This window comes from Roseovarius dicentrarchi (assembly GCF_003316635.1).
In the GTDB taxonomy this organism is placed as follows: domain Bacteria; phylum Pseudomonadota; class Alphaproteobacteria; order Rhodobacterales; family Rhodobacteraceae; genus Roseovarius; species Roseovarius dicentrarchi.
Genome location: NZ_QNQP01000004.1, coordinates 204,370 through 228,621 on the forward strand (window position 1 = coordinate 204,370; position 24,252 = coordinate 228,621).

The following is a 24,252-nucleotide window of genomic DNA, read 5'->3' on the forward strand; positions in this document are numbered from 1 at the left end:
AGAAGCCAGAGGAACAGCATGCAGAAAATCACCCTTCCCGAACGGCCAGATTGGCGCGACCATGCCCGCGAGGTCGGCTTTACCTTTGCCGACATGCATGGCGAGCCGTACTGGGACGAGACGTCGGCCTACGCCTTTTCGCTGGAGCAGATCGAGGCGGATCTGGAGGATCCTGCGACCGAATTGCACGCGATGTGCCGGGAGGCGGCGGCGCATATCGTCGCGGACGAGGGGCTGATGGATCGCCTTGCCATTCCCGAAAAGCACCGCGATCTGATCGCCGAAAGCTGGCGCCGGGGCGATCCGGAAATCTACGGACGCTTTGATTTTGCCTATGACGGCACAGGCCCGGCCAAGCTGCTGGAATATAACGCAGATACGCCAACATCGCTGTATGAAAGCGCCGCGTTTCAGTGGCAATGGCTGGAGGATCAGCTGGCCGCCGGCGTCCTGCCCGAGGGGGCGGATCAGTTCAACGGCATTCACGAGGCGCTGGTCGCGCGGTTCGGCGCGGTGTTCGAGCCGGGCAGTGATCTGCATTTCACAGCCGTTGCCGGAAACCCCGAAGATTACGGCACGGTCGAGGCGATGGGCTGGGCCGCGCGCGAGGCCGGGCTGGGCGCGCATTATTGCGATCTGGACAAGATCGCGCTCAGCGACGAGGGCCAGTTTCTGGATGACGAAGACCGCGTGATGGGCGTTTTGTTCAAGCTATACCCGTGGGAGGATCTGCTGCGCGACGATTACGCGGATCACATCACCGCGTCGGGCTGCCTGTTTCTGGAACCGGCATGGAAGGCGCTGCTGTCCAACAAGGGGCTGTTGCCGGTGCTGTGGCAGATGTTCGAGGGGCATCCAAACCTGCTGCCTGCGTTTTTCGAGCAGGACGTAGCTCAGGCGATCGCGGGGCAGGGGCCGGCAGCGGCGCCTGTGGCAGAGGCCTTTGATCGCGCCTCGGCGCAGCTGATTGCGGGCCATGTGTCCAAGCCGATCCTGTCGCGCGAAGGGGCGTCGGTGACTATCATTGAGGCGGGCGAGATCGTGGAGCAGGCCCAGAACACCGAGTATTCCCAGCACCCCCGCATCGTTCAGGCCTATGCGCCCCTGCCCGAGTTTGATGGCTTTCGCCCCGTCATTGGGGCATGGATCGTGGGCGAGGAATGCGCCGGTATCGGCATCCGCGAGGATCGCTCGCGCATCACGCAGGATTTGTCGCGGTTCAAGCCGCATTATATTACCGGGTGAAACACCCCCGTTTTCGCCACTTGCCTGAAAGGTATGAACGCCATGACCAAACGCTCGAAACATGTTGCCATTATGATCCTTGGCGCCGCGGCCTTTACCCTTGCCGGGTGCCGGGAGGAACAGGTGGATGCCGCCGCCTATCCGGACGTGCAAAGCTGCACGGATGAGGCGATGAATGGCGGGCTGTTCACCGTTCAGGATTGCGAAACAGCCTTTGCCGAGGCGCAGGCGCTGCATGTCGAAGCGGCCCCCCGCTATGACAGTTTCGAGGTCTGCGAGGAACAGCACGGCGTTGGCGCCTGCGGGTCCGAGCAGGAGGTCGCGCAGGGCGGGTCCAGCGGCATTTTCATGCCGCTTCTGGCCGGGTATCTGATCGGCAACATGCTGGGCGGACGGTCCGGCATGGCGGCGGCGCAGCCGCTTTACAAAACGGCTGGCGGGCGTTTCACAAATGCGGCAGGCTCCAGCACCTTTTCCAGCAACAAGGGCGCGGCAAAACTGAATACCTCGCAATTCACCCGCCCCGCCACAACCGCCGGCAAGGCCCCGATGAGCCGCGCCGCCGCCGCGTCGCGCGGCGGGTTTGGCAAGGCCGGCGGCGGTCGCTCGGGCTTTGGCGGGTAGGGCGCGTTAGCGGGCCGCGGTCAGCGCGTCCAGAATGCGCGCCCAGCTGCGCGTGCCTTTGTGAAAGCTTTCCATATCGTATTTTTCGTTGGGGGAATGGATCGCGTCGTCATCCTTGCCAAACCCGATCAGCATGGCCGTCATGCCCAGAATTTCGCCGAAATGCCCCGCGATGGGGATGGATCCGCCGCAGCCGACATAGGCGGCCTCTTCGGGCCATTCATCCGACAGCGCGGCGCGCGCGGCCTCGAATGCGGGGTCCGAGATATCCATGATGCCCGCGCTGCTGGCGCCGTGGCCGGTGAATGTGGCGGTGCAATCCACCGGCAGGGACGCCGTGACATAGGCGCGAAACGCGTCGCGGATGGCAATCGGGTCCTGCCCTTCAACCAGACGGAAACTGATCTTGGCGCTGGCCTGGCTGGGCAGCACCGTCTTGAACCCGTCGCCGGTATAGCCGCCCCAGATCCCGTTCACCTCGGCGGTGGGGCGCGACCAGATCATCTCCAGCGGCAGGCGCCCATCCTCGCCCGCGGGCTGGCTGAGGCCGACATCGCCCAGAAACGTTGCGTGATCGAATCCCAGCCCCTCCCACTGGGCGCGCACTTCGGGCGCAAGGTCAGGGATATTGTCGTAAAAGCCGGGAAGCGTGACGCGGCCCGCATCATCGTGCAGACCTGCCAGCACCTTGGACAGAACGCGGATCGGATTGGCTGCGATCCCGCCGAAAAACCCAGAATGCAGATCCTTGTCCGGGCCGGTAATCGTGACCTCCTCGCCGGTCATGCCGCGCAGCATGGTGACGATGGCGGGCGTTTTGGACTGAAACAGACCGGTGTCGCAGATCAGCGCGATATCGGCGCGCAGCTCGTCCGCGTTTTCCTGCATGAACGGCACCAACGAGGGCGAGCCTGATTCCTCCTCTCCCTCGAAGAAAAATGTGATGCGGCAGGGCAGGGTGCCGTTGACGTCGCGCCAGGCGCGGCACGCCTCGACAAAGGTCATCAGCTGGCCCTTGTCGTCACTGGTGCCGCGGCCGCGGATCACCTCGCCCTTGGGCGTCTGCTCGACCGCCGGATCGAACGGATCGCGCGCCCACAGCGCCAGCGGATCGACCGGCTGCACGTCGTAATGGCCATAAAACAGCAGATGCGGCGCGTATTCGGGTGCATCCTGTCCGGCATGGCCAACCACCATGGGGTGTTTCGGCGTGGCGCGTTTTTCGGCAGTGATGCCAATGCTTTGCAGATCCGCCACCAGCCAGTCGGCGGCGTCCTGGCAGTCCTTTGCATAGGCCGGATCGGTCGAAATCGACGGAATGCGCAGAAACTCCAGCAGGCGCGCGGTGGCCTCCGGCATCTGCGCGTCAATACGGTCCAGAACGGCGGTCAGGGACATGGGGCACCTCGATTTTGGATTTTCCCGCACCCTAACAGGCCGCGCCGCCCTGTCCAGATGCGTGCCGGGTGACGCGCGGAAAAGGACCGTTTCGATTGATGCATATCAATGCGGGGCGCGGCAATCTGTAGCCTGTTGCAAGAAAATGCCTCCGGCTATATTAGAATACATGTAGATCAGGCGGTGACCCATACCGCGAGGCCCGCGTTTCCTGCCGGCCACGACCAAGGAAAGGAAACCCGTTGAATCAGCCCATTGATTACACGGCGAAGCTGAGCGAAGCGCTGGATCGTCTGCACGGCGAAGGCCGTTATCGCACCTTCATTGATATCGAGCGGCGCCGCGGCCAGTTTCCGCATGCCGTATGGAATTGCCCCGACGGCACCGAAAAGGCGATCACCGTCTGGTGCGGCAATGATTATCTGGGCATGGGCCAACACCCCGAGGTTCTGGCCGCCATGCACGAGGCGATCGACGCCACAGGCGCCGGATCGGGCGGCACGCGCAACATTTCCGGCACCACAATCTACCACAAGCGGCTGGAAGCCGAGCTGGCCGATCTGCATGGCAAGGAGTCGGCGCTGCTGTTCACCAGCGCCTACATCGCCAATGACGCCACGCTGTCGACCCTGCCCAAGCTGTTTCCGGGGCTGATCATCTATTCCGACGCGCTGAACCATGCCTCGATGATCGAGGGCGTGCGCCGCAATGGCGGGGCCAAGCGCATCTTTCGTCACAACGATGTGCAGCATCTGCGCGAATTGATGGCAGCAGACGACCCGGCAGCGCCCAAGCTGGTCGCGTTCGAATCGGTCTATTCGATGGATGGCGATTTCGGCCCGATCGAGGCGATTTGCGATGCCGCCGATGAATTCGGCGCGCTGACCTATATCGACGAGGTCCACGCCGTCGGCATGTACGGCCCCCGCGGCGGCGGCGTCACCGAGCGGGACAATCTGGCGCACCGGATTGATATCATCAACGGCACGCTGGCCAAGGCATATGGCGTGATGGGCGGCTATATCGCCGCATCCGAACGGATGTGCGATGCGGTGCGCAGCTACGCGCCGGGGTTCATTTTTACCACGTCGCTGGCCCCTGCCATCGCCGCCGGGGCGGCGGCGAGTGTTGCGTTTCTGAAACAGGATCAGACCCTGCGCGCGCAACATCAGACCCAGGCAAAGATCCTGAAGCTGCGGCTCAAGGGGCTGGGCCTGCCGCTGATTGACCATGGCAGCCACATCGTGCCGGTCATCGTGGGCGATCCCAAACACACCAAGAAGCTGAGCGATATGTTGTTGGAACGGCATGGTATTTACGTGCAGCCGATCAACTTCCCCACCGTGCCGCGCGGCACCGAACGCCTGCGCTTTACCCCGTCGCCGGTACACGGACCCGGCGAGATTGATCAGCTGGTACGCGCCATGGATGACCTGTGGAGCCACTGTGCGCTGAATCGCGCCGAGATGAGTGCGTGACGCCAAGATTGGTGCAAATGCGCTTGCGGTATGCTAGTTTGCCTGAAAACAAAGGGCACGGTCGAATCGAGATCTATCGGCCAAGGCTTATCGACATTGAGGGGCAGCTTGCATGATTTTGCGTCGGTTTTCGCGAGGCACCGCAACCACGGAGGCGGAGCCGCGCGGTTTTGACTCTTTCGATCTGCGCCTTGGCGATCTGATGCGCGGCGAACGGGCAACCATGGGCAAATCGCTGCTGGATGTCGAACGCGAATTGCGGATCAAGGCCAGCTATGTGGCCGCGATCGAAAATGCCAATCCCGATGCCTTTGATACGCCCGGCTTCATCCCCGGTTACGTGCGGTCCTATGCGCGTTACCTGGGCATGGACCCCGACCGCGCCTTTATCACGTTCTGCAACGAAAGCGGGTTTTCCACGGCGCATGGCATGTCTGCCGCCGCATCCTCGGTCCGGCGCAGCGATGCGCCCGTGCCGCGCGCGGCGGGGCGGGGCGATGCGCGTCTGACTTCGCCCAGCATGCCGTTTGTTCCCGCCAGCGAAAGCATTCTGTCACGGATCGAGCCGGGTGCAATCGGATCGGTTGCGGTGCTGATCGCGCTGATTTCGGCCATCGGCTATGGCGGGTGGAGCGTGCTGAACGAGGTGCAGCGCGTTCAGGTGTCGCCCGTCGAAAATACGCCCGACGTACTGGCCGATCTGGACCCGCTCGCCGATGCGCGCGGCGGCAGCCGGGCAGGGCCGGGCGACGGCGCGGACGTGATTGCCGGTGCCGGCATGACATCGCCCGAAGGTGATACGCTGGACCGGCTTTACCGGCCCGAGGCGCTGGATGTGCCGGTGCTGATTGCGCGCGACGGCCCGATTTCCACATTGGACCCGATGGAGGGCGGCACGCTGCCCGGCGCGATTATGCCCGACACCTCGCGCGCGATTGCCGAGGCGCCCAGCAGCGCCCAGCCGAATGCGATCGATGCGGTCATTGCGTCCATCGTCAGCCCGCAGGTTGTCCAGCAGCCCGCCGAGGGCGTGCAGATGGTCGCCGTGCGCCCGGCATGGGTGCGCGTCCGTGCCGCCGACGGCAGCGTGATCTATGAGGGTATCATGAACGCCGGCGACACCTATGATGTGCCGCAAACCGAAGTGCCGCCGACACTGCGCGTTGGCGAATCCGGTGCGATTTATTTCAAGGTGGCGGGCCAGCATTACGGCCCCGCCGGCCCGCGCGGCTCTGTCACCTCCAGCCTGGCGCTGGCGCCCGAGGGGCTGACCGGACAGCTGACCGTGGCCGACCTGACGCAGGATTCCGATCTGGAACGCTATGTTGCCGAGCTGGGCAATCTGGCCGAGCGTTTGCCGGGCGAACAGCCCGCCGCCGAGTAATGTGATCCGGCGCGGCCTCACCGCGATTGAAGCCGGCGCCGGTTCGTCCTATCTGACAAGCTGACATGATTACCGGCGCGCCCGCCCGCCGGAGGAAGGACCGCTAATGTCGATCAATCCCATTCGCCCGTGGCGCAACATCGAACGCCGCCAAAGCCGCCAGATCCATGTGGGCAACGTCCCCGTCGGCGGCGGCGCGCCGATTTCCGTGCAAACCATGACCAATACCGCCACGACGGATGTGGCCGGGACCGTGGCACAGATCCAGTCGGCGGCGGATGCGGGCGCTGATATCGTGCGCGTTTCTGTCCCGGACGAGGCTTCGGCCAAGGCGCTGAAGGACATCGTGCGCGAAAGCCCGGTGCCCATCGTCGCCGATATCCATTTTCATTACAAACGCGGGATCGAGGCCGCCGAGGCGGGCGCCGCCTGTCTGCGCATCAACCCCGGCAATATCGGCAGCCCCGAGCGGGTGCGCGATGTGATCGCCGCGGCGCGCGATCATGGTTGCTCGATCCGGATCGGTGTCAATGCCGGATCGCTGGAAAAGCATCTGCTGGATAAATACGGCGAGCCGTGCCCCGATGCGATGGTCGAGTCGGGGCTGGAGCATATTCGCATCCTGCAAGACAATGATTTCCATGAATTCAAGATCAGCGTGAAAGCGTCCGACGTGTTCATGGCCGCCGCCGCGTATCAGCAACTGGCCGAGGCGACGGACGCGCCCATCCATCTGGGCATCACCGAGGCGGGCGGGCTGATCAGCGGCACCATCAAATCGGCCATCGGCATGGGCAATCTGCTCTGGGCCGGGATTGGCGACACGATCCGCGTCAGCCTGTCGGCCGACCCGGTGGAAGAGGTCAAGATGGGGTTCGAGATCCTCAAATCGCTGGGCCTGCGGCATAGGGGTGTCAACATCATCAGCTGCCCCAGCTGCGCCCGCCAAGGCTTTGACGTGATCAAGACGGTCGAGGCGCTGGAGCAGCGGCTGGAGCATATCAAGACCCCGATGAGCCTGAGCATCATCGGCTGCGTCGTGAACGGGCCGGGCGAGGCGCTGATGACGGATGTGGGCTTCACCGGCGGCGGCGCCGGGTCGGGCATGGTGTATCTGGCGGGCAAGCAGAGCCATAAGCTGAGCAATGACCAGATGATCGACCATATCGTCGAGCAGGTCGAAAAGCGTGCCGCGCAGATTGATGCGCAGGCCGCGCTGGACGCCGCCGAATAGCGCCGCCCCGATACGGGACGGCGCCAGAGTTCAGCCGCGCAGGTCCGACACAATCTCGCGCATGCCGTCCAGCGGGACGTAGCCGCGCAGGATCTGGTCCTGCATGATGAAAGACGGCGTGCCGGAGATCTGCAACCGCTGACCCAGCGCGCGGTTTTTCGCAATGACGCGGCTGACCTCGTCGCTGTTCATGTGCGCGGTGATTTTATCCGCGTCCAGATCCAGCGTTTGCGCAAGGCTGGTCAGCCCGCTTTCGGACATGTCGCCCTTGTAGGTCATCATCGCGTCGTGCAGCATTTTGTAGGGCGCGTCGCCCAGAACCTGCTGCGCGGCAATGGCAAAACGGGCGGCCGTGATGGATTCTTCGCCCAGAATGGGGAATTCCTTGATGATGACGCGGATGTTGCCATCGCTTGCGATCAGCTCTTCGACCTCGGGGAAGGCGCGGCGGCAATAGCCGCAGCGGTAATCCATGAACTCGACGATGGTGATGTCGCCGTCCGGATTGCCGCCAACCCATGAATGGCCATCGTCAAAGATCGCCTCGGAATTGGACGCAATCAGATCGCCGTCATTGGCGCTTTGCAATTCCTGCTGGCGCTGCTCCATGATGGCCGCGGCCTCGAAGATGACTTCGGGATTTTCCAGCAGATAGGCGCGCACGCGCGCGCCGAATTCGGCATCGCTCAGCTGGCCGATCTCGCGGGTGTCGCCCTGCTGTGTCTGGGCCGAGGCCGCAAAGGCGGGCGGGGTTTTGTCAGACACAAGCGCGGTAAACGCGGCGCCGACGGCGATAATGCCGGCCCCGGTCAGAATAGCGGTTCGGTTCATTTGGAGTACTCCGTTATGGGATGGCCGGTTGTTCGGGGGGTGCCGGGTTATTTCCGGGCGGCTTTGGCGGCAGAAAGCACATCCTGCGCCCGTTGCCAACCACCGGACCCGTTTGGCAGCAGGCCCAGGGCGCGGCTGGCGTGAATTTCGGCATCCTCCAGCTTGCCGATCATTGCATAGCGTTCGGCAGTGACCAGCGATGCCATGCCGTTCTGACCGGTTTTTGCGTAGGTGACGGCCAGATCGCGCATCACGCGGGCATCGCGCCCGTCGCGCGCCACCGCCTTTTGCAGGACCGGCATCGCCTGATTGTACTGCCCCTGCGCGACCAGCGCGCGCCCGTATGATCCCAGCACCAGCGCATGATCGGGCGCGGCGTTGACCGCGCGCGCATAGGCCGCCGTGGCGGCGGCAAACTGCCGGTTTTCCATCAGGATCTGGCCGCGCAGCTCGTGATAGAACGCATCACCGGGGCGCAGGGCTATGGCGCGGTTCATCTCCGCCAGAGCGTTTTGCAGGTTCGACTGGCGATGCCACGCGATGGCCGCGCGCATATGTCCCACATCGGCAAAGCCGGAACTGCCTGCGTGGCCCAGCGTCCATTTGGGGCCGCGCGTGAACGCCGACAGCTTGCCCTTGGCGCGGGCAAACCAATAGAGGTCTTCGTTGCCCGGTGGAAACCGTCCTGCATATTCCGCCGTCTGGCGTCTGAGCACACGCACACGATCCGCTGACAGCGGGTGGGTGCGCGCATAAGGATCCTGCCGCGTGTCCGGCAGCGCCTCTTGTCCGCGAAAGATGTCCATCACGGCCACCGCGCCGCCCGGATCGCGGCGCGCGCGCACCATATAGGCCACGCCGGCGCTGTCGGCGCTGCTTTCCTCGGCGCGGGTATGGGCAAAAAACAGGCGTTGCGCGCTGCCCTGCGCACCCAGCGCGATACCCGCCGCCGCCTGCGCATTGCCCGAGGCGGCCCCCGCGGCCGCAGCCAGCGCAAGGCCCAGCCCGGCAGCGGTGCGCGCGTTGCGCATGTTCAGCGGGCGGCGCACCAGATGGCCGTTGGCGATATGAGCCGCCTCATGCGCAATGACCGATTGCAGCATCTGAGGCGTCTCCATCTTCAGAAGCAGGCCCGAATGGACGAATATCGTGTCGCGGTCCACGACAAAGGCGTTCAGGCGCCGGTCATCTATCACCAGCACATTCATGCGATTTGCGTTCAGGCCGGCCTGTTGCAAAATGGGCTGGGCCAGCTGCATCAATGCGTATTCAATATCCGGATCGCGCAGCAGGGACAGCGCGCGGGCGGGCTGCGCCACCGTCGCCCCCAGCAGCGCCAGCGCCAGCGCAAGACGTGCCAGCAGGGGCGGGAACGTGTAGGTGCGGCGGTGTCGCATGGGCAATCTCCGGATCAGGCAGCGCAAAGCTTAGAGGGTAGGGACACTGCACTTCAACCCGGCGCGGCGGGGGCCTGCGCGATTGTGATCGCCGCGGCGTTGCGCGTAGCGATCCGGGCGGGACAGTGGGCAAAGCCGCTGTTAAGGTGCGCCGAAAAACCGCCGGAGCCGAACAGACCATGATCAGATTTTGCCTTGCCCTTGCGGCTGTTTTCATCAGCGGCGCAGCGCCATCGGCCGCGCAGGAAGGCTTTGGCGGGTTGGCGCGGCTGAACGCCGAGGCCAGCGCGATCACCGCAAAGCGCGGCGAGCTGCGCATTCAGCTGGCGCTAAGCCAGGGCGTGCCGTTCCGCATCTTCACGCTGGACGCGCCTGCGCGCTTTGTCATCGACTTCCGCGAGGTGGACTGGGCCGGCACGCTGGGGCCGGAACTGGTGCAGACCGATCTGGTGCGCGCCGCGCGTGTGGGCGGGTTTCGACCCGGCTGGTCGCGCATGGTGCTGGAGCTGGCCGGCCCCTTCGCGCTGGTCCATGCGGTGCTGAATACCGGCGCCGCCGATGGCAGCGCCGATCTGGTCCTGACGCTGGCCCATACCTCGCCCGAGGCATTCGCCGAAGGCGCCGGCGTGCCGGATCCGCAGCCCGGCTGGGATCTGCCGCCGCCTGCCGATGTGGGCGCGGCGCCCGCCCGCGCACCGGGTGCGCCGCTGGTCGTGGTGCTGGACCCCGGCCATGGCGGGATCGACCCCGGCGCCGATGCGGGCGGCACGCTGGAGAAAGATCTGATGCTGGGTTTCGCCCGCGAATTGCGGGAGGCGCTGCTGCGCGCGGGCGACATCGACGTGGTGCTGACGCGCGATGACGACAGCTTTGTCTCGCTGGAGCGGCGGGTCAGCATAGCGCACAGCGCGCGCGCGGATCTGTTCCTGTCGCTTCACGCGGATTCGCTGGGCGAGGGGTCAGCAAGGGGCGCGACCATCTACAAACTCAGCGCCGATGCCAGCGATGCCGCCAGTGCCGCGCTGGCCGAACGGCACAACCGCGCCGATATGCTGGCCGGGATCGACCTGTCGGGCACCGATGACGTGGTGGCCGACATGCTGATGGATCTGGCCCGGATGGAGACGCAGCCGCGCGCCGATCTGATGGCGCGCGCGCTGGTGGTCGGGCTGAAGGATGCCGGCCTGCCGGTCAATTCGCGGCCCCTGCGCAGCGCCAGTTTTTCGGTGCTGAAATCGCCGGACATCCCGTCGATCCTGCTGGAACTGGGATTTTTGTCAAATGGCCGCGATCTGGGCAATTTGACGGACCCCGCATGGCGCGGAAATATGGCGCAGGCGATCACCGATGCAATCAAGGCGTGGATGATTGCGGACGCGGCCAATTCGCGGCTGGTGCGCCAGTAATCTGTGCGCGATTGGGCGGATATTGGCGCGCTTGTGTTTTGACGGCGGCAGCGCGGGTGCATATATGACCCTTGGGACCATAAAGGTGGGCGTGCGTGCTTAGATTCATATTGACGTTTTTCGGGTCGATTTTCAGCCTGATCACCATGGGTATCATGGTTGTCGCGCTCAGCATCGGCGCGATTTTCTATATCTATGGCCGCGACTTGCCCAGTCACCAGAGCCTTGCCAACTACACCCCGCCGACCATCAGCCGGATTTTCTCGGGCGAGGGGCGGATCATTGACGAATTCAGCCGCGAGCGGCGCCTGTTCACTCCCGCCGAGGATATCCCCCAGCTGGTGAAAGAAGCGTTCATTTCCGCCGAGGACAAGAATTTCTATTCTCACGGCGGCTATGATGCGCGCGGTATCGCGGCGGCGGTGATCGAGGCGGTGCAGACACGCGGGCGCACCGTGCGCGGCGCCTCGACCATTCCGCAGCAGGTTGTGAAAAACTTCCTTCTGTCCGGCGACCGCAAGATCGAGCGCAAGATCAAGGAAATCATCCTTGCCACCCGCATCGAAGAGGCGCTGACCAAGGAAAAGATCCTTGAGCTATACCTGAATGAAATCTTTCTGGGTCAGAACAGCTATGGCGTGGCTGCGGCTGCGCAGACCTATTTCAACAAATCCTTGCGCGATCTGGCCCCGCACGAGGCGGCGTTTCTGGCCTCCATGCCCAAGGCGCCCAGCGATTTCCATCCGGTGCGCGCCAAGGATGCGCTGCTGGCCCGGCGTAATTTCGTGCTGCGGGAAATGAAACAGAACGGCTATCTCACTCAGGCCGTTTTCGAGCAGGAGGTCGCCCAACCGCTGCAAAGTGTCCAGAACGGCGATTTTGAGCCGTTTTCCGCCGCGCTGCCGCCCCGCGACTATTTCACTGATGAAATCCGCCGCCAGCTCAGCCGTGATTTCGGCGAAGGGGAGTTTTTCTCGGGCGGGTTCACGGTACGCGCGACGATTGATCCTGAAATGCAGGCCGAGGCAGCCGTGGCATTGCAAGGCAAGCTGGAGCAGTATGACCGCAATCTGGGCCGCTGGCGCGGCACCGGCAAATCGCTGCCACCCGAGGCGCTGGAGAGCGAAGAAGCCTGGCGCGCCGCCCTGTCCGAGGTCAGCGTCGCGCGCGACATCAATCTGGACAGCCATTGGTTTCCTGCGGTGATCCTTGAAATCGGCGATCAGCGGATGCGCATCGGCGTTGAGGGTATCAAGGAATCCGAGGCAGAGCCGCAGGTGATCCCGCGCGAGGATATCAGCTGGCTGCCGAAGAATTTTCAGGACACGTTCAAGGTGGGGCAGGTGGTGCATGTGCGCCGCATGACCAAGGACGGCGCCTTTGTCCGCTGGACCCTGCGACAGGTGCCGCAAGTGCAGGGCGGGTTCATGGCGATGGACGTCAACACGGGCCGCGTTCTGGCCATGCAGGGCGGTTTTTCCTACCAGAATTCGGTGTTCAACCGCGCCACGCAGGCCAAGCGTCAGCCCGGCTCCAGTTTCAAGCCGTTCGTTTATGCGGCCGCGCTGGACAGCGGCTATAGCCCCGCCACCATCGTGGTTGACGCCCCGATCGAGGTGAACACGCCGCAGGGCCTGTGGCGTCCGCGCAACTCTTCCAACCGCTATTATGGCCCGACGCCGCTGCGCACCGGGATCGAGCAGTCGCGCAACCTGATGACCGTTCGCCTTGCGCAGGAGGTGGGCATGGATACCGTCGCCGCCTACGCCGAACGCTTTGGCGTTTATGACAACATGGGGCCCTATCTGGCGAACGCGTTGGGGTCCGAGGAATCGACCGTTTACAAGATGGTGGCCGCCTACGCGATGTTCGCCAATGGCGGCGAGCGGGTAGAGCCGACGCTGGTGGACCGGGTGCAGGACCGCTACGGGCGCACCGTGTACCGCCATGATGAGCGCATCTGCACCGATTGCGACGATCCGACCATCGCGCCGGGGCGCAGTCCGCGCATCGTGTCAAACCGCGAGCGGGTGATCGACGCGATCACCGCCTATCAGCTGACCTCGATGATGCGCGGCGTGGTCGAGCGCGGCACGGCTGCGGGCAACGTCAACCTGCCGGTCCCCGTCGCGGGCAAGACGGGGACGACCAACGACGCGCGCGATGTCTGGTTTATCGGCTTTACCAGCAATATCGTCGCGGGATGCTATATCGGCTATGACCAGCCGCGCAGTCTGGGGCGCAGCGCCTATGGCGCGGGCATGTGCGGGCCGGTTTTCACCCAGTTCATGCGCAAGGCGACGGCCAAATATGGCGGCGGCGAATTTGCCGTGCCGCCCGGTGGCCATTTTATCAAGATCGACCGCCGCACCGGTGCCCGCCTGCCCGATGACGCCTCGGGCGCGACGGTCGTGGCCGAGTATTTCCGCGACGGCGAGGATCCGATGTTTGGCCTGATGTATGATGGCGGTTTTGCCATGGGCAACGATCTGGAGCTGTTCCGCGAGGGCGAGGACGAGCAGGTGCGCAACGTCACCACCTCCAGCGGCCAGACCGGCCAGGTGGGCAAGAAGGCGACGTTCGGCTCGATGTCGTCGGGCGGATTGTACTGACGTCCTCGGCGCGCGCTGCGCGCTTGCCGGGCAAGCCATGCTGCGCTATCACGCGAACGAACCACCGGGAAAGCATACATGCGCGCTGAAATTCAGACCATCACCAACGAGATTCAGACATCGCTGGAGCTGCTGCGCCAGCGGCTGGGCTGGGAGACGGCCCAGCACCGGCTGGAGGAATTCAACGCGCGCGTTGAGGATCCGACGCTGTGGGATGACCCGGCCAATGCGCAAAAGGTGATGCGCGACCGGCAGGCGCTGGTCGACGCGCTGGAGACGCATGACAGCATTCAAGCCGATCTGTCGGACAATCTGGAGCTGATCGACATGGGCGAGGCCGAAGGCGACACCGACGTCGTGGCCGAGGCTGAAGCCGCCCTGAAGGCGCTGAAAAAACGCGCCGCCGCCAAGGAGCTGGAGGCGCTTCTGGACGGCGAGGCCGACGCAAACGACACGTTCCTGGAAATCAACGCAGGCGCGGGCGGGACCGAATCCTGCGATTGGGCCAGCATTCTGGCGCGCATGTATGTGCGATGGGCTGAAAAGCGCGGCTATTCTGTCGAATTGCAATCCGAACAGTCGGGCGACGAGGCGGGCATCAAATCGGCGGCGTACAAGATCAGCGGGCACAACGCCTATGGCTGGCTGAAGTCGGAATCCGGGGTGCATCGCCTTGTACGGATCAGCCCGTTCGATTCGGCGGCCAAGCGGCACACGTCCTTCTGCTCGGTCTGGGTTTACCCGGTGGTTGACGATAATATTGATATCGAGGTGAACCCGTCGGACATCCGTATCGACACCTATCGCAGTTCCGGCGCGGGCGGGCAGCACGTGAACACGACCGATTCCGCCGTTCGCATCACGCACCATCCCACCGGAATCGTCGTGACGAGTTCGGAAAAATCGCAGCACCAGAACCGCGATATCGCCATGAAGGCCCTGAAATCACGGCTCTACCAACTGGAGCTGGACCGCCGGAATGCAGCCATCAACCAGGCGCATGACGCCAAGGGCGATGCGGGCTGGGGCAACCAGATCCGCAGCTACGTCTTGCAGCCCTACCAGATGGTCAAAGACCTGCGTACCCTGCACGAGACGTCCGATACCAAGGGCGTGCTGGACGGCGATCTGGACCCGTTCATGGCGGCCACATTGGCGATGAATGTCAGCGGCAAGAGCCGGGCAGAAGCGCAGGGCGACTGAACCATCTGCGGACACGTGATGACCTGCGCCGCAGAATGCGTATTTTCAGCAGGATGAAAGTACGCCTGCGGCCTGCGTCACTTTAACGGGTCATGCCCCCAATTCATCAGGGAGTATCGCCAGTCAGAGTGCTGCTTGTCCTCGTCCGGGCCGCCCTGGGCGGTGTGACGGTTGATGTAGCCCACGACCTTGGCCATGTGATCCCACTGGCTGTCCGTCAGCTGATCCTTGTTCGTGCGCTTGATGTCGATGATACGGCGCCCGGAGGCGTGGCCGGTGGATTCGCCGGAATCGCTGTCGCCGACTGATTTGGAGTCGTCTGTTTGCAGCCACTCCTCCAGCTCTTGCGGGGCCATATTGACCAGATCGCGCCATTCGCGCCAGATGTCGTCACGGGATTTGGACGATGACATGGGTAGGGTCCTTTCGCTATGCTTACGGCTTGATAACCGCGCCGCGCAGGATTGGTTGCGCAGGCGCCTCACGGGGAGGGCAGGGATGCAAGACACAAAGCTGGCGGGCGCCGGGATATCGCAGGCGGGGCCAGAGCTGGGCGTGCCGGAAATGGGCACGCCGACATTTGCCATGCTGGCAGAGGCCCTGCGCCGTGGGTGGCGCGACATGCGCCGCGCGCCGGGCTATGCGCTGATTTTCGCGGGGGTCTATGTCGCGATTGGCTGGCTGATGGTCTGGGTGACTGCCGCCACGGGACACACCTATTGGCTGACATTTGCGGCGGTCAGTTTTCCGCTGATCGGGCCATTTGCGGCGGTTGGTCTGTACGAGGTCAGCAACCGTCTGGAGCAGGGATTTCCCCTGCAACCGGGCGCTGTGTTTGGTGTGATCCGCAGCCAAGGACAGCGTCAATTACCGTCGATCTGCGTGATCATCGTGATGATCTTCCTGTTCTGGTTCTTCCTGGCACATATGATTTTCGCGCTGTTCCTGGGTTTTTCCACGATGACAAATGTGTCGACATCCTTTGCGATATACCTGACATCCGAGGGGATCGGGATGCTGACCGTGGGCACCATCGTGGGCGGATTGTTCGCGCTTTTGATTTACATGATCACCGTGATCGCGCTGCCGCTGCTTCTGGACCGGGAGGTGGATTTTGTCACCGCCATGATCACCAGTTTTGGTGTGGTCACGGCCGATCCGGTGCCGATGCTGGCATGGGCGCTGTTTATCGCCGGGGCGACGTTTCTGGCGCTGCTACCCGGTTTCCTGGGGCTGTTTCTGGTGCTGCCGCTTCTGGGGCATGCGACATGGCATCTGTACCGTCTGCTTTGTGAGGCGGCCTAATCTGCCCCCGGCTTTGATCAGCGAAATGGCTGGTCCAGCCGCAACAGGCGGGCATGAAACGGCGGCACATCGTGCAGCCCGATCAGGCCCGCGGTGCGCGCGGCCGACAATATGGCGCCGGTATTGCTGCCCAGATGTTCGTACACCATGCGCGCGGCGCGGATGCCGCTGATCTTTTCGCGGACGGTCCGGGTCACGTAGCCCTCCCACAGGTTGCGCTGGAACGACGTTTCCGGCGCCAGAAAGTTGAACGAGCAGGCCATCGAATTGCGGTGGGTCACGATGATCATGATCCCCTCTTCCTGCCGCATGACGATGCCGCGATATTCGCGGTCGCGCGGCGATGTGGACAGACCTTGCGCGCGCATCGCCTCACGCGGCTCGTAGCCGCGCAAAAACGTATAGCCATCCTCGCGGTGGATCAGCACCAGTCCCATCACAAACTGCGCCTCGTCAATGAAGCTGCGCCGCACGAATCGGTAGATACCATTGGGAAACAGATCCTCGGGCACCGCGATCGGCTCGGCGCCGAAGAATCCGGCAACAACGGGGTGGCCCAGCAAATCGAATGACGAACTGCGCAGATCATCGACCGGCTCCAGCAGGATGCGGGCATCGGTATCAAAGAACTGGCAGATCCGGTGCAGCACGTCCGGACGCGGGAAGCTTTCGCCACTGAGGTAGCGATTGAACTGGGTGCGGTTAATGCCCAGATCGCGGCACAGCCCGGCAACTGACGGATAATCGGCGCTGAGCGCCTGAAGGTTTTCGCCAAAGATCGCCCGCAGTCGGGCGGGGTCCATCTGGCGATCGGATGAAACTGTCATGGACCCGGCCACTGGGGCAGCGCCCTGCACAGACCTGTACGGATCGGGCATGCTGCGGCGGCGCGCAGAGGCGTCACGCAGGTTCGGTTTGCGGTCGACCGTGTCATGGCGAACTCCCGTTAAACTCTTGCTTTGTCTCTGTCATATCCAGTCCGTCGTGGATTGGACAGGGTGTCACGAGATGTGACGCTGGTTGGCGTCAGTTTTTGCACAATATGACACAAATACCAAGCAGCAGACGCGAATACAAACATGGTCGACTGCCTGATAACACGACATTTTGATTAACGGGATGACCCTGAGTGAGACGGTGATGACGCACCGCGCGGATCAGGACAATCGGCTGGCGCTGCATTTCAGGGCGCTATGGAATTTTGAAATTTTGGGGGATTATGCATGTACGGAGTCGTTCTTTGGACTGATCAACGCGAAAACAAGGCCGTGATATGGTGCGAGGATCATGGAGATCTGGCATTCTATCATGGTGCGGCAGGCGGCGATTCTGCAATGGCGGCGGGTGATCTGATCGAGTTCGAAGTGAGCGACAAAGGCGACATGCGCCTTGCGGATCTGCCGCGACTGGTGACGCGCCGCAGTCATCCCGCACTGGCCGCCGAGCTGAAGCGGGCGGGGGCGCGGACCGGCCGCATCAGCGATGCCTTTGGCGGCGAAATGCCAAAATTCAATCACAGCTCCGACGCCAAATATACCCAGTCGCAAGGCGACCGGGCCGCGAACGTCATTCCGTTCAGCCGGGCGCCGCAGGCCGCATACGCCTGATTTCAGGGCGGCGAAGCTTTGCAAGTTTTAGAAAAGCGGGCCGTTTAAACGGCCCGCTTTTTTTGTGTTAATTGAGGTTTCAGCGCGCCCGCACGCGCGGCGATCAAACGCCGCGCGGCAAGGCGGCGATGCCGGTGCGCGCCAGATCGGACAGGCCAAGCGGGCGCATCAGATCAGCGAAAGCGCCGATTTTTTCGGACGTGCCGGTGATTTCGAAGGTGAAGCTGTCCAGCGTGCTGTCGACGACATTGGCCCGGAAGATATCGGCAAGGCGCAGCGCCTCGACGCGTTTGTCGCCTTCGCCGACCACTTTGAGCAGTGCAAGCTCGCGTTCGACGGTCGGGCCTTCGACCGTCAGGTCGTTGACCCGGTGAACCGGCACAATGCGGCCCAGTTGCGCCTTGATCTGTTCAATGACCTGCGGGGTGCCGGTGGTCACGATTGTGATGCGGCTGGTATGTCCTTCGTGGTCGATTTCGGCCACGGTCAGGCTGTCGATATTGTATCCGCGACCGGAAAACAGGCCGATGACGCGGGCCAGCACGCCGGCCTCGTTATCGACGATGACGGCGAGCGTGTGACACTCCTCGATATCCGAAAAGGTGGTGCGCAGGTTATAGGCCGAATGTTTGTTCGAGCCTTTTTTGATGTTCAGTGCAGACATGGCCTGTCTCCTTTGCAGCAGCGCCGCGGGGGCGCGATTTTTCTGCGAAAAATCTTGGGTTTGGCGGATGTTGCGCGCCGTTCTTAAACCATCACCGCGCCTTTGGAGCCGATGGCGCCCTTGGTCGATGCCTCGCCCAGCAGCATTTTGTTATGCGGCTCGCCCGACGGGATCATGGGGAAGCAGTTTTCATGCTTTTCCACCAGACAATCAAAGATCACCGGGCCGTCATAATTGATCATTTCCATGATCGCATCGTCCAGATCGGCGGGGTCCGAGCAGCGGATGCCCTTGGCGCCGAAGGCTTCGGCCAGTTTGACAAAATCGGGCAGGGCCTCGGACCATGAGTGCGAGTAGCGCTCGCCGTGCAGAAGCTCCTGCCACTGGCGCACCATGCCGAGGCGTTCGTTGTTCAGGATGAACTGCTTGACCGGCAGGCGGAACTGGATCGCGGTGCCCATTTCCTGCATGTTCATCAGCCAGCTTGCCTCGCCCGCGACGTTGATGACCAGCGCATCGCGGTGGGCCATCTGCACGCCGATGGATGCCGGAAAGCCGTAGCCCATGGTGCCAAGGCCGCCCGAGGTCATCCAGCGGTTCGGATCCTCGAAACCCAGATATTGCGCCGCCCACATCTGATGCTGGCCGACTTCGGTGGTGATGTAGCGATCATGGCCCTTGGTCAGCGCCTCCAGCCGTGCAAGTGCATGCTGCGGCTTGATCGTCGGACCATCCTGTTTGAAACTGAGGCAATCGACCTTGCGCCACTCATCGATGCGGGCAGTCCATTTGGCGATGGCTTCGCTGTTGACCTTGCGGCCGCGCGACGTCCAGATCTTCAGCAGATCCTCCAGCACGTTGGCAATGTCCCCGACGATGGGAATGTCGGCCTTGATCACCTTGTTGATCGAAGAGGGATCGATGTCGATATGCGCCTTTTTCGAGCCGGGGCTGAACGCGTCCAGCCGCCCGGTGATCCGGTCGTCAAAGCGCGCGCCGATATTGATCATCAGATCGCAATCGTGCATCGCCATGTTCGCCTCGTAAAGGCCGTGCATGCCCAGCATCCCCAGCCAGCCCTTTCCGCTGGCCGGATAGGCGCCAAGGCCCATGAGGGTGGAGGTGATCGGGATGCCGGTCGCATCGACCAGCTCGCGCAGCAGGCGGCTGGCCTCGGGGCCGGAGTTGATCACGCCGCCGCCGGTGTAGAAAACCGGACGCTTGGCTGTCTCCATCGCGGCGACCAGTTCGGTGATGGCGTCGGGGTCGCCTTTGATCTGCGGCTGGTAGTGGCTGGTGCGCACCTTTTGCGGCGGCGTGTAGGCGGCGCTGGCGAATTGCACGTCCTTTGGGATATCGATCAGCACCGGGCCGGGGCGTCCGGCCGTGGCAACGTGAAAGGCCTCGTGGATGACCGCAGACAGTTTGGCCGTGTCCTTGACCAGCCAGTTATGTTTGGTGCAGGGGCGGGTGATGCCGACCGTATCCGCCTCCTGAAAGGCATCGGACCCGATCATGAAGGTCGGCACCTGGCCGGTCAGAACGACGATGGGAATGCTGTCCAGCAGCGCATCGGTCAGGCCGGTGACCGCGTTGGTCGCGCCGGGGCCGGACGTCACCAGCACCACGCCCGGTTTGCCGGTCGAGCGGGCGTAGCCTTCGGCAGCGTGGACGGCGCCCTGTTCATGGCGCACCAGAATGTGCTGGATGTCGTTTTGCTGGAAAACCTCGTCATAGATCGGCAGGACAGCGCCGCCGGGATACCCAAAGACGACGTCCACGCCCTGATCCTTGAGGGCCTGAACCACCATTTTCGCTCCGGTCATCTGACGTGTCATTGCTTTGCTCCGTTCATGACATCATTCCGCTTGCGCGCATAAAAAAACCCCCGTCTGGGCGGGGGCGCATGGGGTACCTTTAGGGTGTCCGCCTAGCGGCCCATGCGCATTTTCCGGTGTACTACTACCACATGTCCCAAGGGGCCATTCCTTATTGCGTGCGAGGCAGACATTATGAGGGCCCGTGCGCAGGGTCAAGCCGATCCGCCGGATAAAGTGTCGCAGGGTTGTGAAAATCTTTGCGATTGTTGCGCCACATGCGTCAAGTTTGATGTTTTTCTATGGTGGCTGACCCGGAAACGCGTAATTTTGAGAGGATGAAAGTTGACGCCGCGCGAATATCACCTGTCTGTGACGAAACGGCGAAGCGGGCGTGCGGCCTTCGGCGCGCATTTGGGGGCGCACTGTGTCAAGTTGTGGTTCAACTCTATCCTGAAACGCTTTAGGGAGTGGCCAAACGATCTGTTCATGGAGAAACGTGATGAAGATTCGTGAGGCTTTGACCTTCGATGATGTGCTTTTGGTTCCTGCTGCGTCAACCGTGCTGCCCAGCACCGCGGACGTGCGCACACGGGTCACGAAATCCATATCGCTGACAATTCCGCTGCTGAGTTCGGCCATGGATACGGTGACCGAGGCGCGCATGGCGATCTGCATGGCGCAATCGGGTGGAATGGGCGTGATTCACCGTAATTTCGATATCGACCAGCAGGCAGCCGAGGTGCGGCAGGTCAAGCGGTTCGTCTCGGGCATTGTCTATAATGCGATCACCCTGACGCCCGATCAGACGCTGGCAGACGCCAAGGCGTTGCAGGAGCAATATAACGTCACCGGATTTCCCGTGGTCGACACCACTGGCAAGGTTGTCGGAATCGTCACCAACCGCGACATGCGCTTTGCCCAGGATGCAAATACGCCGGTCAGCGTGATGATGACGTCCGACGATCTGGCGATCTTGCACGAGCCTGCCGATCTGGAAGAGGCCAAGTCGCTGATGAAGGCGCGCCGGATCGAAAAACTGCTGATAACGGACGGGCAGGGCAAGCTGACCGGTTTGCTGACGCTGAAAGACACCGAACAGGCCGTGCTGAACCCGTCGGCCTGCAAGGATCAGATGGGACGCTTGCGCGTCGCGGCGGCATCGACCACCGGCGATGCCGGCTTCGAGCGGACAGAGGCGCTGATCGACGCGGGCTGTGACATGGTGGTGATCGACACCGCGCACGGCCATTCGGCCGGCGTTGCGGAGGCCGTGCAGCGCGCCCGCAAGATTGCGGGTGATGCGCAGATCGTTGCCGGCAATGTGGCGACGGGCGATGCGGTGCGTGCGCTTATTGATGCGGGCGCCGATGCGGTCAAGGTGGGCATTGGGCCGGGCAGTATTTGCACCACGCGGATGGTGGCCGGCGTCGGCGTGCCGCAGTTGACCGCGATCATGGATTGCGCTGCCGCCGCTGGCGATATTCCGATTATCGCGGATGGGGGCATCAAGTTTTCCGGCGATTTCGCCAAGGCAATCGCCGCTGGTGCGTCCTGCGCCATGGTTGGCAGCATGATCGCCGGCACGGACGAGGCGCCGGGCGAGATGATCCTGTTCCAGGGCCGCTCGTACAAGGCATATCGCGGCATGGGATCCCTGGGGGCGATGGCGCGCGGTTCGGCTGATCGCTATTTTCAAAAGGACGCTGCCAGCGACAAACTGGTGCCCGAAGGGATTGAGGGGCAGGTCCCCTACAAGGGGGCTGCCGGCACAGTCATCCATCAGTTGGTTGGCGGCTTGCGGGCCGCGATGGGCTATACCGGCTGCGCCACGGTGGAGGAGATGCGCCGAAACTGCGAATTTGTCCGCATCACCGGTGCCGGGCTAAGCGAGAGCCATGTGCACGACGTGCAGATCACCCGCGAGTCGCCGAACTACCGGATCGGCTCGTGATTTCAACGTGTTGCGGCGGGTGTTTAAAGTGATCGGCGCCGGGGTGCGCGCGTGACGCCGGGCGCCCGCGTTCAGGCGGCGATCGAGGTTCTGGATCAGATCGCAAGCGGCGAGGCGGCCGAGAAGGCGCTGATCGGCTGGGCGCGGCGATCGCGCTTTGCCGGATCGGGCGACCGGGCGGCGGTGCGGGATCACGTTTTTCAGGCGCTGCGCTGCTGGCGGTCCTACGCCTGCCTTGGTGGCGGGGAGACTGGCCGCGCGCGCATGATCGGCGCGCTGCGCGCCTCTGGCGTTGATCCAACCACGGTCTTTACCGGCGAGGGCCATGCACCTGCGCCGCTCGGCGCAGCGGAACAGGATGCGGGGTGCGTGCCGACCGGGGCGGATGCCTGCGACATGCCGGAATGGCTGCTGGAGCAGTTTCGCGCATCCTTGGCAGACAAGGCCGAAGCGAACGCGCACGCGCTCAAGCAGCGCGCACCTGTGATGCTCCGGGTAAACCGGCGCAAGACGGATCGCAGTAGCGCAATCGCCTTGCTGGCCGGTGAGGGCATCGAATGCGCTGCGCACCCTGTCGCGGATATGGCCCTGATCGTGACGCAGGGCGCGCGGCGCGTGGCCCGCAGCGCAGCCTATCTTGAGGGGCATGTCGAGCTACAGGATGGATCAAGTCAGGCGGCCATGGACGGCGTTGACCTGCACGGTGTGACACGGGTGCTGGATTATTGCGCCGGTGGGGGTGGCAAATCGCTGGCGCTGGCGGCGCGCAGTGACGCCCGGTTTTACGCCCATGATGCAGATCCCGCGCGCATGCAGGATCTGCCGGAGCGGGCGACGCGGGCCGGTGCGCGCATTTGCGTCCTGAAAACGCTGCCTGAACCGCCCGAGTCATCCTATGACATCGTCTTGTGTGATGTGCCCTGTAGCGGCTCGGGTACATGGCGCCGCACGCCCGAGGCGAAATGGCGCCTGACGCCCGAGCGGCTGGCGGATCTGACGCAACTTCAATCGCAGATTTTGACCACGGCGGCGCGATACGTGGCGCCGGGCGGGCAGCTGATATACGCGACCTGTTCGGTTCTGACGGTCGAAAACGAGGCCCGGATTGAGGCATTTTTGTCTGAAACACCCGGCTGGGTGCGGCGCAAAATCCACAGATTCGATGTGAGCGAAGGCGGGGATGGCTTCTTCGTGGCGCATCTTGGCCGCGACTGATACGCCCGTAGTCAACCCTGACGTGCAAACCGCAAGGCGTTAAGCCGAACTTAATTGGTTTGATCCAAAGATTGGGGCATCGAGTCGCAATTCAGGGCAAACAGGTTTGACACATCCCTCACTCACTCTCGAGCCGATCAAGCGCGCTGCAACGCAGATGCGCCCGCATGCGGGGCTGGTCTTCTGCTCTGCAATCCTTTTCGCGGTGACGGCCTTTTTGCTTCCTTCGGGGGTGGAGCAACAGGGGGTCATCCTTGTCGCCCTGATCCTGGGATGTTCGGCGGGATGGATATTGCTGATGTCCTGGCTGGACAGGGCAGCGACGGTCAAGGCGGCCGAGGCGCGAGGCGGTACATTTATTGATCGAACATGACGCTGCTGCCAGCATTGTCACGGGTCCGGACGGCGCGATTTTGTGTTGCAATGCGGCCGCGCAGCGCAGCTATAATGCGCAGCAGTTTGACACGCTTGGGGGGGCCTTGCAGCCGCTGATTGCCAATCCCGGCGCTCTTCTTTTTCGGCTGCAAACCCGCGCCGGCGTGCGCGGTTCGGCCCACGAGGACGTGGTCACTGGAACAGGTCACGTGCGATTGTCCGTCCATCGCACGGGTACGGGCAACCTTCTGTGGCGGATAGAAAAGTCTGCGGATCTGGCCGCACGGCGCAGTGATGCGGTGCCCTTGCCGATGCTGACAGTCGGGCGAAACAACGCAGTTTTGTTCATGAACGACGCCGCTCGCACCCTGATCGGTGCGGATTTCAAAAATACCGGACAGCGATTACGCTAATTCCCGGACAGCCGTTTCAGTAATTCCCGGACAGCTCGGGCACGGCTGATCATCTGCCTGCGATCATGTTTCGGTTCGGATAGTTTCGGT

The 24,252-nt window shown here is 63.0% G+C and carries 20 protein-coding genes; 13 read left to right on the forward strand and 7 right to left on the reverse strand.

Translation table 11 applies throughout. The features are described 5' to 3' along the window. The first annotated feature begins 18 nt into the window (after nucleotides 1-18). Both DQ230_RS04585 and DQ230_RS04590 read left to right on the forward strand, forming a co-directional pair. A complete protein-coding gene (locus tag DQ230_RS04585) occupies nucleotides 19-1,245 on the forward strand; it encodes a glutathionylspermidine synthase family protein (RefSeq protein ID WP_113911318.1) in 1,227 nt (408 codons plus the stop codon). 42 nt (nucleotides 1,246-1,287) lie between these two features. Then, nucleotides 1,288-1,869: a DUF1190 domain-containing protein gene (locus DQ230_RS04590; protein WP_113911319.1), complete on the forward strand. Its 582-nt coding sequence runs from the start codon at nucleotides 1,288-1,290 to the stop codon at nucleotides 1,867-1,869. Between the two features lie 6 nt (nucleotides 1,870-1,875). Here the strand turns inward: DQ230_RS04590 and DQ230_RS04595 are convergent, their stop codons facing one another. Then, on the reverse strand, nucleotides 1,876-3,267 hold the full coding sequence (locus DQ230_RS04595) for a M20/M25/M40 family metallo-hydrolase (protein WP_113911320.1): 1,392 nt from the start codon (nucleotides 3,265-3,267) through the stop codon (nucleotides 1,876-1,878). Between the two features lie 254 nt (nucleotides 3,268-3,521). Here DQ230_RS04595 and hemA point away from each other — a divergent pair, with 254 nt between their 5' ends. The 3 genes from hemA to ispG all read left to right on the forward strand — a co-directional run bounded on the left by hemA (nucleotide 3,522) and on the right by ispG (nucleotide 7,363). Then, nucleotides 3,522-4,745: a 5-aminolevulinate synthase gene (gene hemA, locus DQ230_RS04600; RefSeq protein ID WP_113911358.1), complete on the forward strand. Its 1,224-nt coding sequence runs from the start codon at nucleotides 3,522-3,524 to the stop codon at nucleotides 4,743-4,745. Nucleotides 4,746-4,857: 112 nt separating this feature from the next. Further along, a complete protein-coding gene (locus tag DQ230_RS04605; RefSeq protein ID WP_113911321.1) occupies nucleotides 4,858-6,129 on the forward strand; it encodes a helix-turn-helix domain-containing protein in 1,272 nt (423 codons plus the stop codon). 106 nt (nucleotides 6,130-6,235) lie between these two features. Further along, complete coding sequence (gene ispG / locus DQ230_RS04610; RefSeq protein ID WP_113911322.1) at nucleotides 6,236-7,363, forward strand: flavodoxin-dependent (E)-4-hydroxy-3-methylbut-2-enyl-diphosphate synthase; 1,128 nt, start codon at nucleotides 6,236-6,238, stop codon at nucleotides 7,361-7,363. 30 nt (nucleotides 7,364-7,393) lie between these two features. Here ispG and DQ230_RS04615 read toward each other — a convergent pair whose 3' ends face one another. Then, nucleotides 7,394-8,194 carry a DsbA family protein gene (locus DQ230_RS04615; protein WP_113911323.1) on the reverse strand — a complete coding sequence of 267 codons (801 nt, stop codon included), beginning with the start codon at nucleotides 8,192-8,194 and terminating at the stop codon, nucleotides 7,394-7,396. A 47-nt stretch (nucleotides 8,195-8,241) separates the two neighbouring features. Beyond that, the gene (locus DQ230_RS04620) at nucleotides 8,242-9,591 is read right to left on the reverse strand and encodes a M48 family metalloprotease (protein WP_113911324.1); all 1,350 of its coding nucleotides are present in this window, start codon (nucleotides 9,589-9,591) and stop codon (nucleotides 8,242-8,244) included. A 179-nt stretch (nucleotides 9,592-9,770) separates the two neighbouring features. On the opposite strand from DQ230_RS04620, the gene DQ230_RS04625 reads away from it, so the two are divergent. The 3 genes from DQ230_RS04625 (at nucleotide 9,771) to prfB (ending at nucleotide 14,812) form a co-directional block, all read left to right on the forward strand. Further along, entirely contained in the window at nucleotides 9,771-10,997 is a 1,227-nt protein-coding gene (locus DQ230_RS04625; RefSeq protein ID WP_113911325.1) for an N-acetylmuramoyl-L-alanine amidase, read from the forward strand. Nucleotides 10,998-11,092: 95 nt separating this feature from the next. Beyond that, nucleotides 11,093-13,609 (forward strand): penicillin-binding protein 1A, encoded by a 2,517-nt coding sequence (locus DQ230_RS04630; RefSeq protein ID WP_113911326.1) that lies wholly within the window; start codon nucleotides 11,093-11,095, stop codon nucleotides 13,607-13,609. A gap of 78 nt (nucleotides 13,610-13,687) precedes the next feature. After that, nucleotides 13,688-14,812, forward strand: a complete 1,125-nt coding sequence (gene prfB / locus DQ230_RS04635; RefSeq protein WP_113911327.1) for a peptide chain release factor 2 — start codon at nucleotides 13,688-13,690, stop codon at nucleotides 14,810-14,812. Nucleotides 14,813-14,889: 77 nt separating this feature from the next. Here the strand turns inward: prfB and DQ230_RS04640 are convergent, their stop codons facing one another. Beyond that, nucleotides 14,890-15,225, reverse strand: coding sequence for a DUF3140 domain-containing protein (locus DQ230_RS04640; protein WP_113911328.1), 336 nt, complete (start codon nucleotides 15,223-15,225; stop codon nucleotides 14,890-14,892). 85 nt (nucleotides 15,226-15,310) lie between these two features. Between DQ230_RS04640 and DQ230_RS04645 the strand changes: the two genes are divergently transcribed. After that, nucleotides 15,311-16,117 carry a DUF2189 domain-containing protein gene (locus DQ230_RS04645; RefSeq protein WP_113911329.1) on the forward strand — a complete coding sequence of 269 codons (807 nt, stop codon included), beginning with the start codon at nucleotides 15,311-15,313 and terminating at the stop codon, nucleotides 16,115-16,117. A 17-nt stretch (nucleotides 16,118-16,134) separates the two neighbouring features. On the opposite strand, the gene DQ230_RS04650 is transcribed toward DQ230_RS04645, so the two are convergent. Then, nucleotides 16,135-16,944 (reverse strand): helix-turn-helix domain-containing protein, encoded by an 810-nt coding sequence (locus DQ230_RS04650; RefSeq protein WP_113911330.1) that lies wholly within the window; start codon nucleotides 16,942-16,944, stop codon nucleotides 16,135-16,137. 396 nt (nucleotides 16,945-17,340) lie between these two features. Between DQ230_RS04650 and DQ230_RS04655 the strand changes: the two genes are divergently transcribed. Next, nucleotides 17,341-17,724, forward strand: coding sequence for a hypothetical protein (locus DQ230_RS04655; RefSeq protein WP_162497358.1), 384 nt, complete (start codon nucleotides 17,341-17,343; stop codon nucleotides 17,722-17,724). Between the two features lie 103 nt (nucleotides 17,725-17,827). On the opposite strand, the gene ilvN is transcribed toward DQ230_RS04655, so the two are convergent. Both ilvN and DQ230_RS04665 read right to left on the reverse strand, forming a co-directional pair. Beyond that, on the reverse strand, nucleotides 17,828-18,388 hold the full coding sequence (ilvN, locus tag DQ230_RS04660) for an acetolactate synthase small subunit (protein WP_113911332.1): 561 nt from the start codon (nucleotides 18,386-18,388) through the stop codon (nucleotides 17,828-17,830). Nucleotides 18,389-18,471: 83 nt separating this feature from the next. Next, nucleotides 18,472-20,226: an acetolactate synthase 3 large subunit gene (locus DQ230_RS04665; RefSeq protein WP_113911333.1), complete on the reverse strand. Its 1,755-nt coding sequence runs from the start codon at nucleotides 20,224-20,226 to the stop codon at nucleotides 18,472-18,474. A gap of 481 nt (nucleotides 20,227-20,707) precedes the next feature. Between DQ230_RS04665 and guaB the strand changes: the two genes are divergently transcribed. From guaB to DQ230_RS04685, 3 genes are all read left to right on the forward strand, one after another. Further along, nucleotides 20,708-22,159, forward strand: a complete 1,452-nt coding sequence (gene guaB, locus DQ230_RS04670) for an IMP dehydrogenase (protein WP_113911334.1) — start codon at nucleotides 20,708-20,710, stop codon at nucleotides 22,157-22,159. Between the two features lie 51 nt (nucleotides 22,160-22,210). After that, nucleotides 22,211-23,374, forward strand: a complete 1,164-nt coding sequence (locus DQ230_RS04675) for an RsmB/NOP family class I SAM-dependent RNA methyltransferase (RefSeq protein ID WP_113911335.1) — start codon at nucleotides 22,211-22,213, stop codon at nucleotides 23,372-23,374. 359 nt (nucleotides 23,375-23,733) lie between these two features. Then, nucleotides 23,734-24,162: a hypothetical protein gene (locus DQ230_RS04685; protein ID WP_113911337.1), complete on the forward strand. Its 429-nt coding sequence runs from the start codon at nucleotides 23,734-23,736 to the stop codon at nucleotides 24,160-24,162. Nucleotides 24,163-24,252: the final 90 nt, after the last annotated feature.

Coding starts and splice junctions, on each gene's coding strand:
- DQ230_RS04585 (WP_113911318.1), top strand. CDS start 19: ATGCAGAAAATCACCCTTCCCGAACGGCCAGATTGGCGCGACCATGCC.
- DQ230_RS04590 (WP_113911319.1), top strand. CDS start 1,288: ATGACCAAACGCTCGAAACATGTTGCCATTATGATCCTTGGCGCCGCG.
- DQ230_RS04595 (WP_113911320.1), bottom strand. CDS start 3,267: ATGTCCCTGACCGCCGTTCTGGACCGTATTGACGCGCAGATGCCGGAG.
- DQ230_RS04605 (WP_113911321.1), top strand. CDS start 4,858: ATGATTTTGCGTCGGTTTTCGCGAGGCACCGCAACCACGGAGGCGGAG.
- ispG (WP_113911322.1), top strand. CDS start 6,236: ATGTCGATCAATCCCATTCGCCCGTGGCGCAACATCGAACGCCGCCAA.
- DQ230_RS04615 (WP_113911323.1), bottom strand. CDS start 8,194: ATGAACCGAACCGCTATTCTGACCGGGGCCGGCATTATCGCCGTCGGC.
- DQ230_RS04620 (WP_113911324.1), bottom strand. CDS start 9,591: ATGCGACACCGCCGCACCTACACGTTCCCGCCCCTGCTGGCACGTCTT.
- DQ230_RS04625 (WP_113911325.1), top strand. CDS start 9,771: ATGATCAGATTTTGCCTTGCCCTTGCGGCTGTTTTCATCAGCGGCGCA.
- prfB (WP_113911327.1), top strand. CDS start 13,688: ATGCGCGCTGAAATTCAGACCATCACCAACGAGATTCAGACATCGCTG.
- DQ230_RS04640 (WP_113911328.1), bottom strand. CDS start 15,225: ATGTCATCGTCCAAATCCCGTGACGACATCTGGCGCGAATGGCGCGAT.
- DQ230_RS04645 (WP_113911329.1), top strand. CDS start 15,311: ATGCAAGACACAAAGCTGGCGGGCGCCGGGATATCGCAGGCGGGGCCA.
- DQ230_RS04650 (WP_113911330.1), bottom strand. CDS start 16,944: ATGACAGTTTCATCCGATCGCCAGATGGACCCCGCCCGACTGCGGGCG.
- DQ230_RS04655 (WP_162497358.1), top strand. CDS start 17,341: ATGTACGGAGTCGTTCTTTGGACTGATCAACGCGAAAACAAGGCCGTG.
- ilvN (WP_113911332.1), bottom strand. CDS start 18,388: ATGTCTGCACTGAACATCAAAAAAGGCTCGAACAAACATTCGGCCTAT.
- DQ230_RS04665 (WP_113911333.1), bottom strand. CDS start 20,226: ATGACACGTCAGATGACCGGAGCGAAAATGGTGGTTCAGGCCCTCAAG.
- guaB (WP_113911334.1), top strand. CDS start 20,708: ATGAAGATTCGTGAGGCTTTGACCTTCGATGATGTGCTTTTGGTTCCT.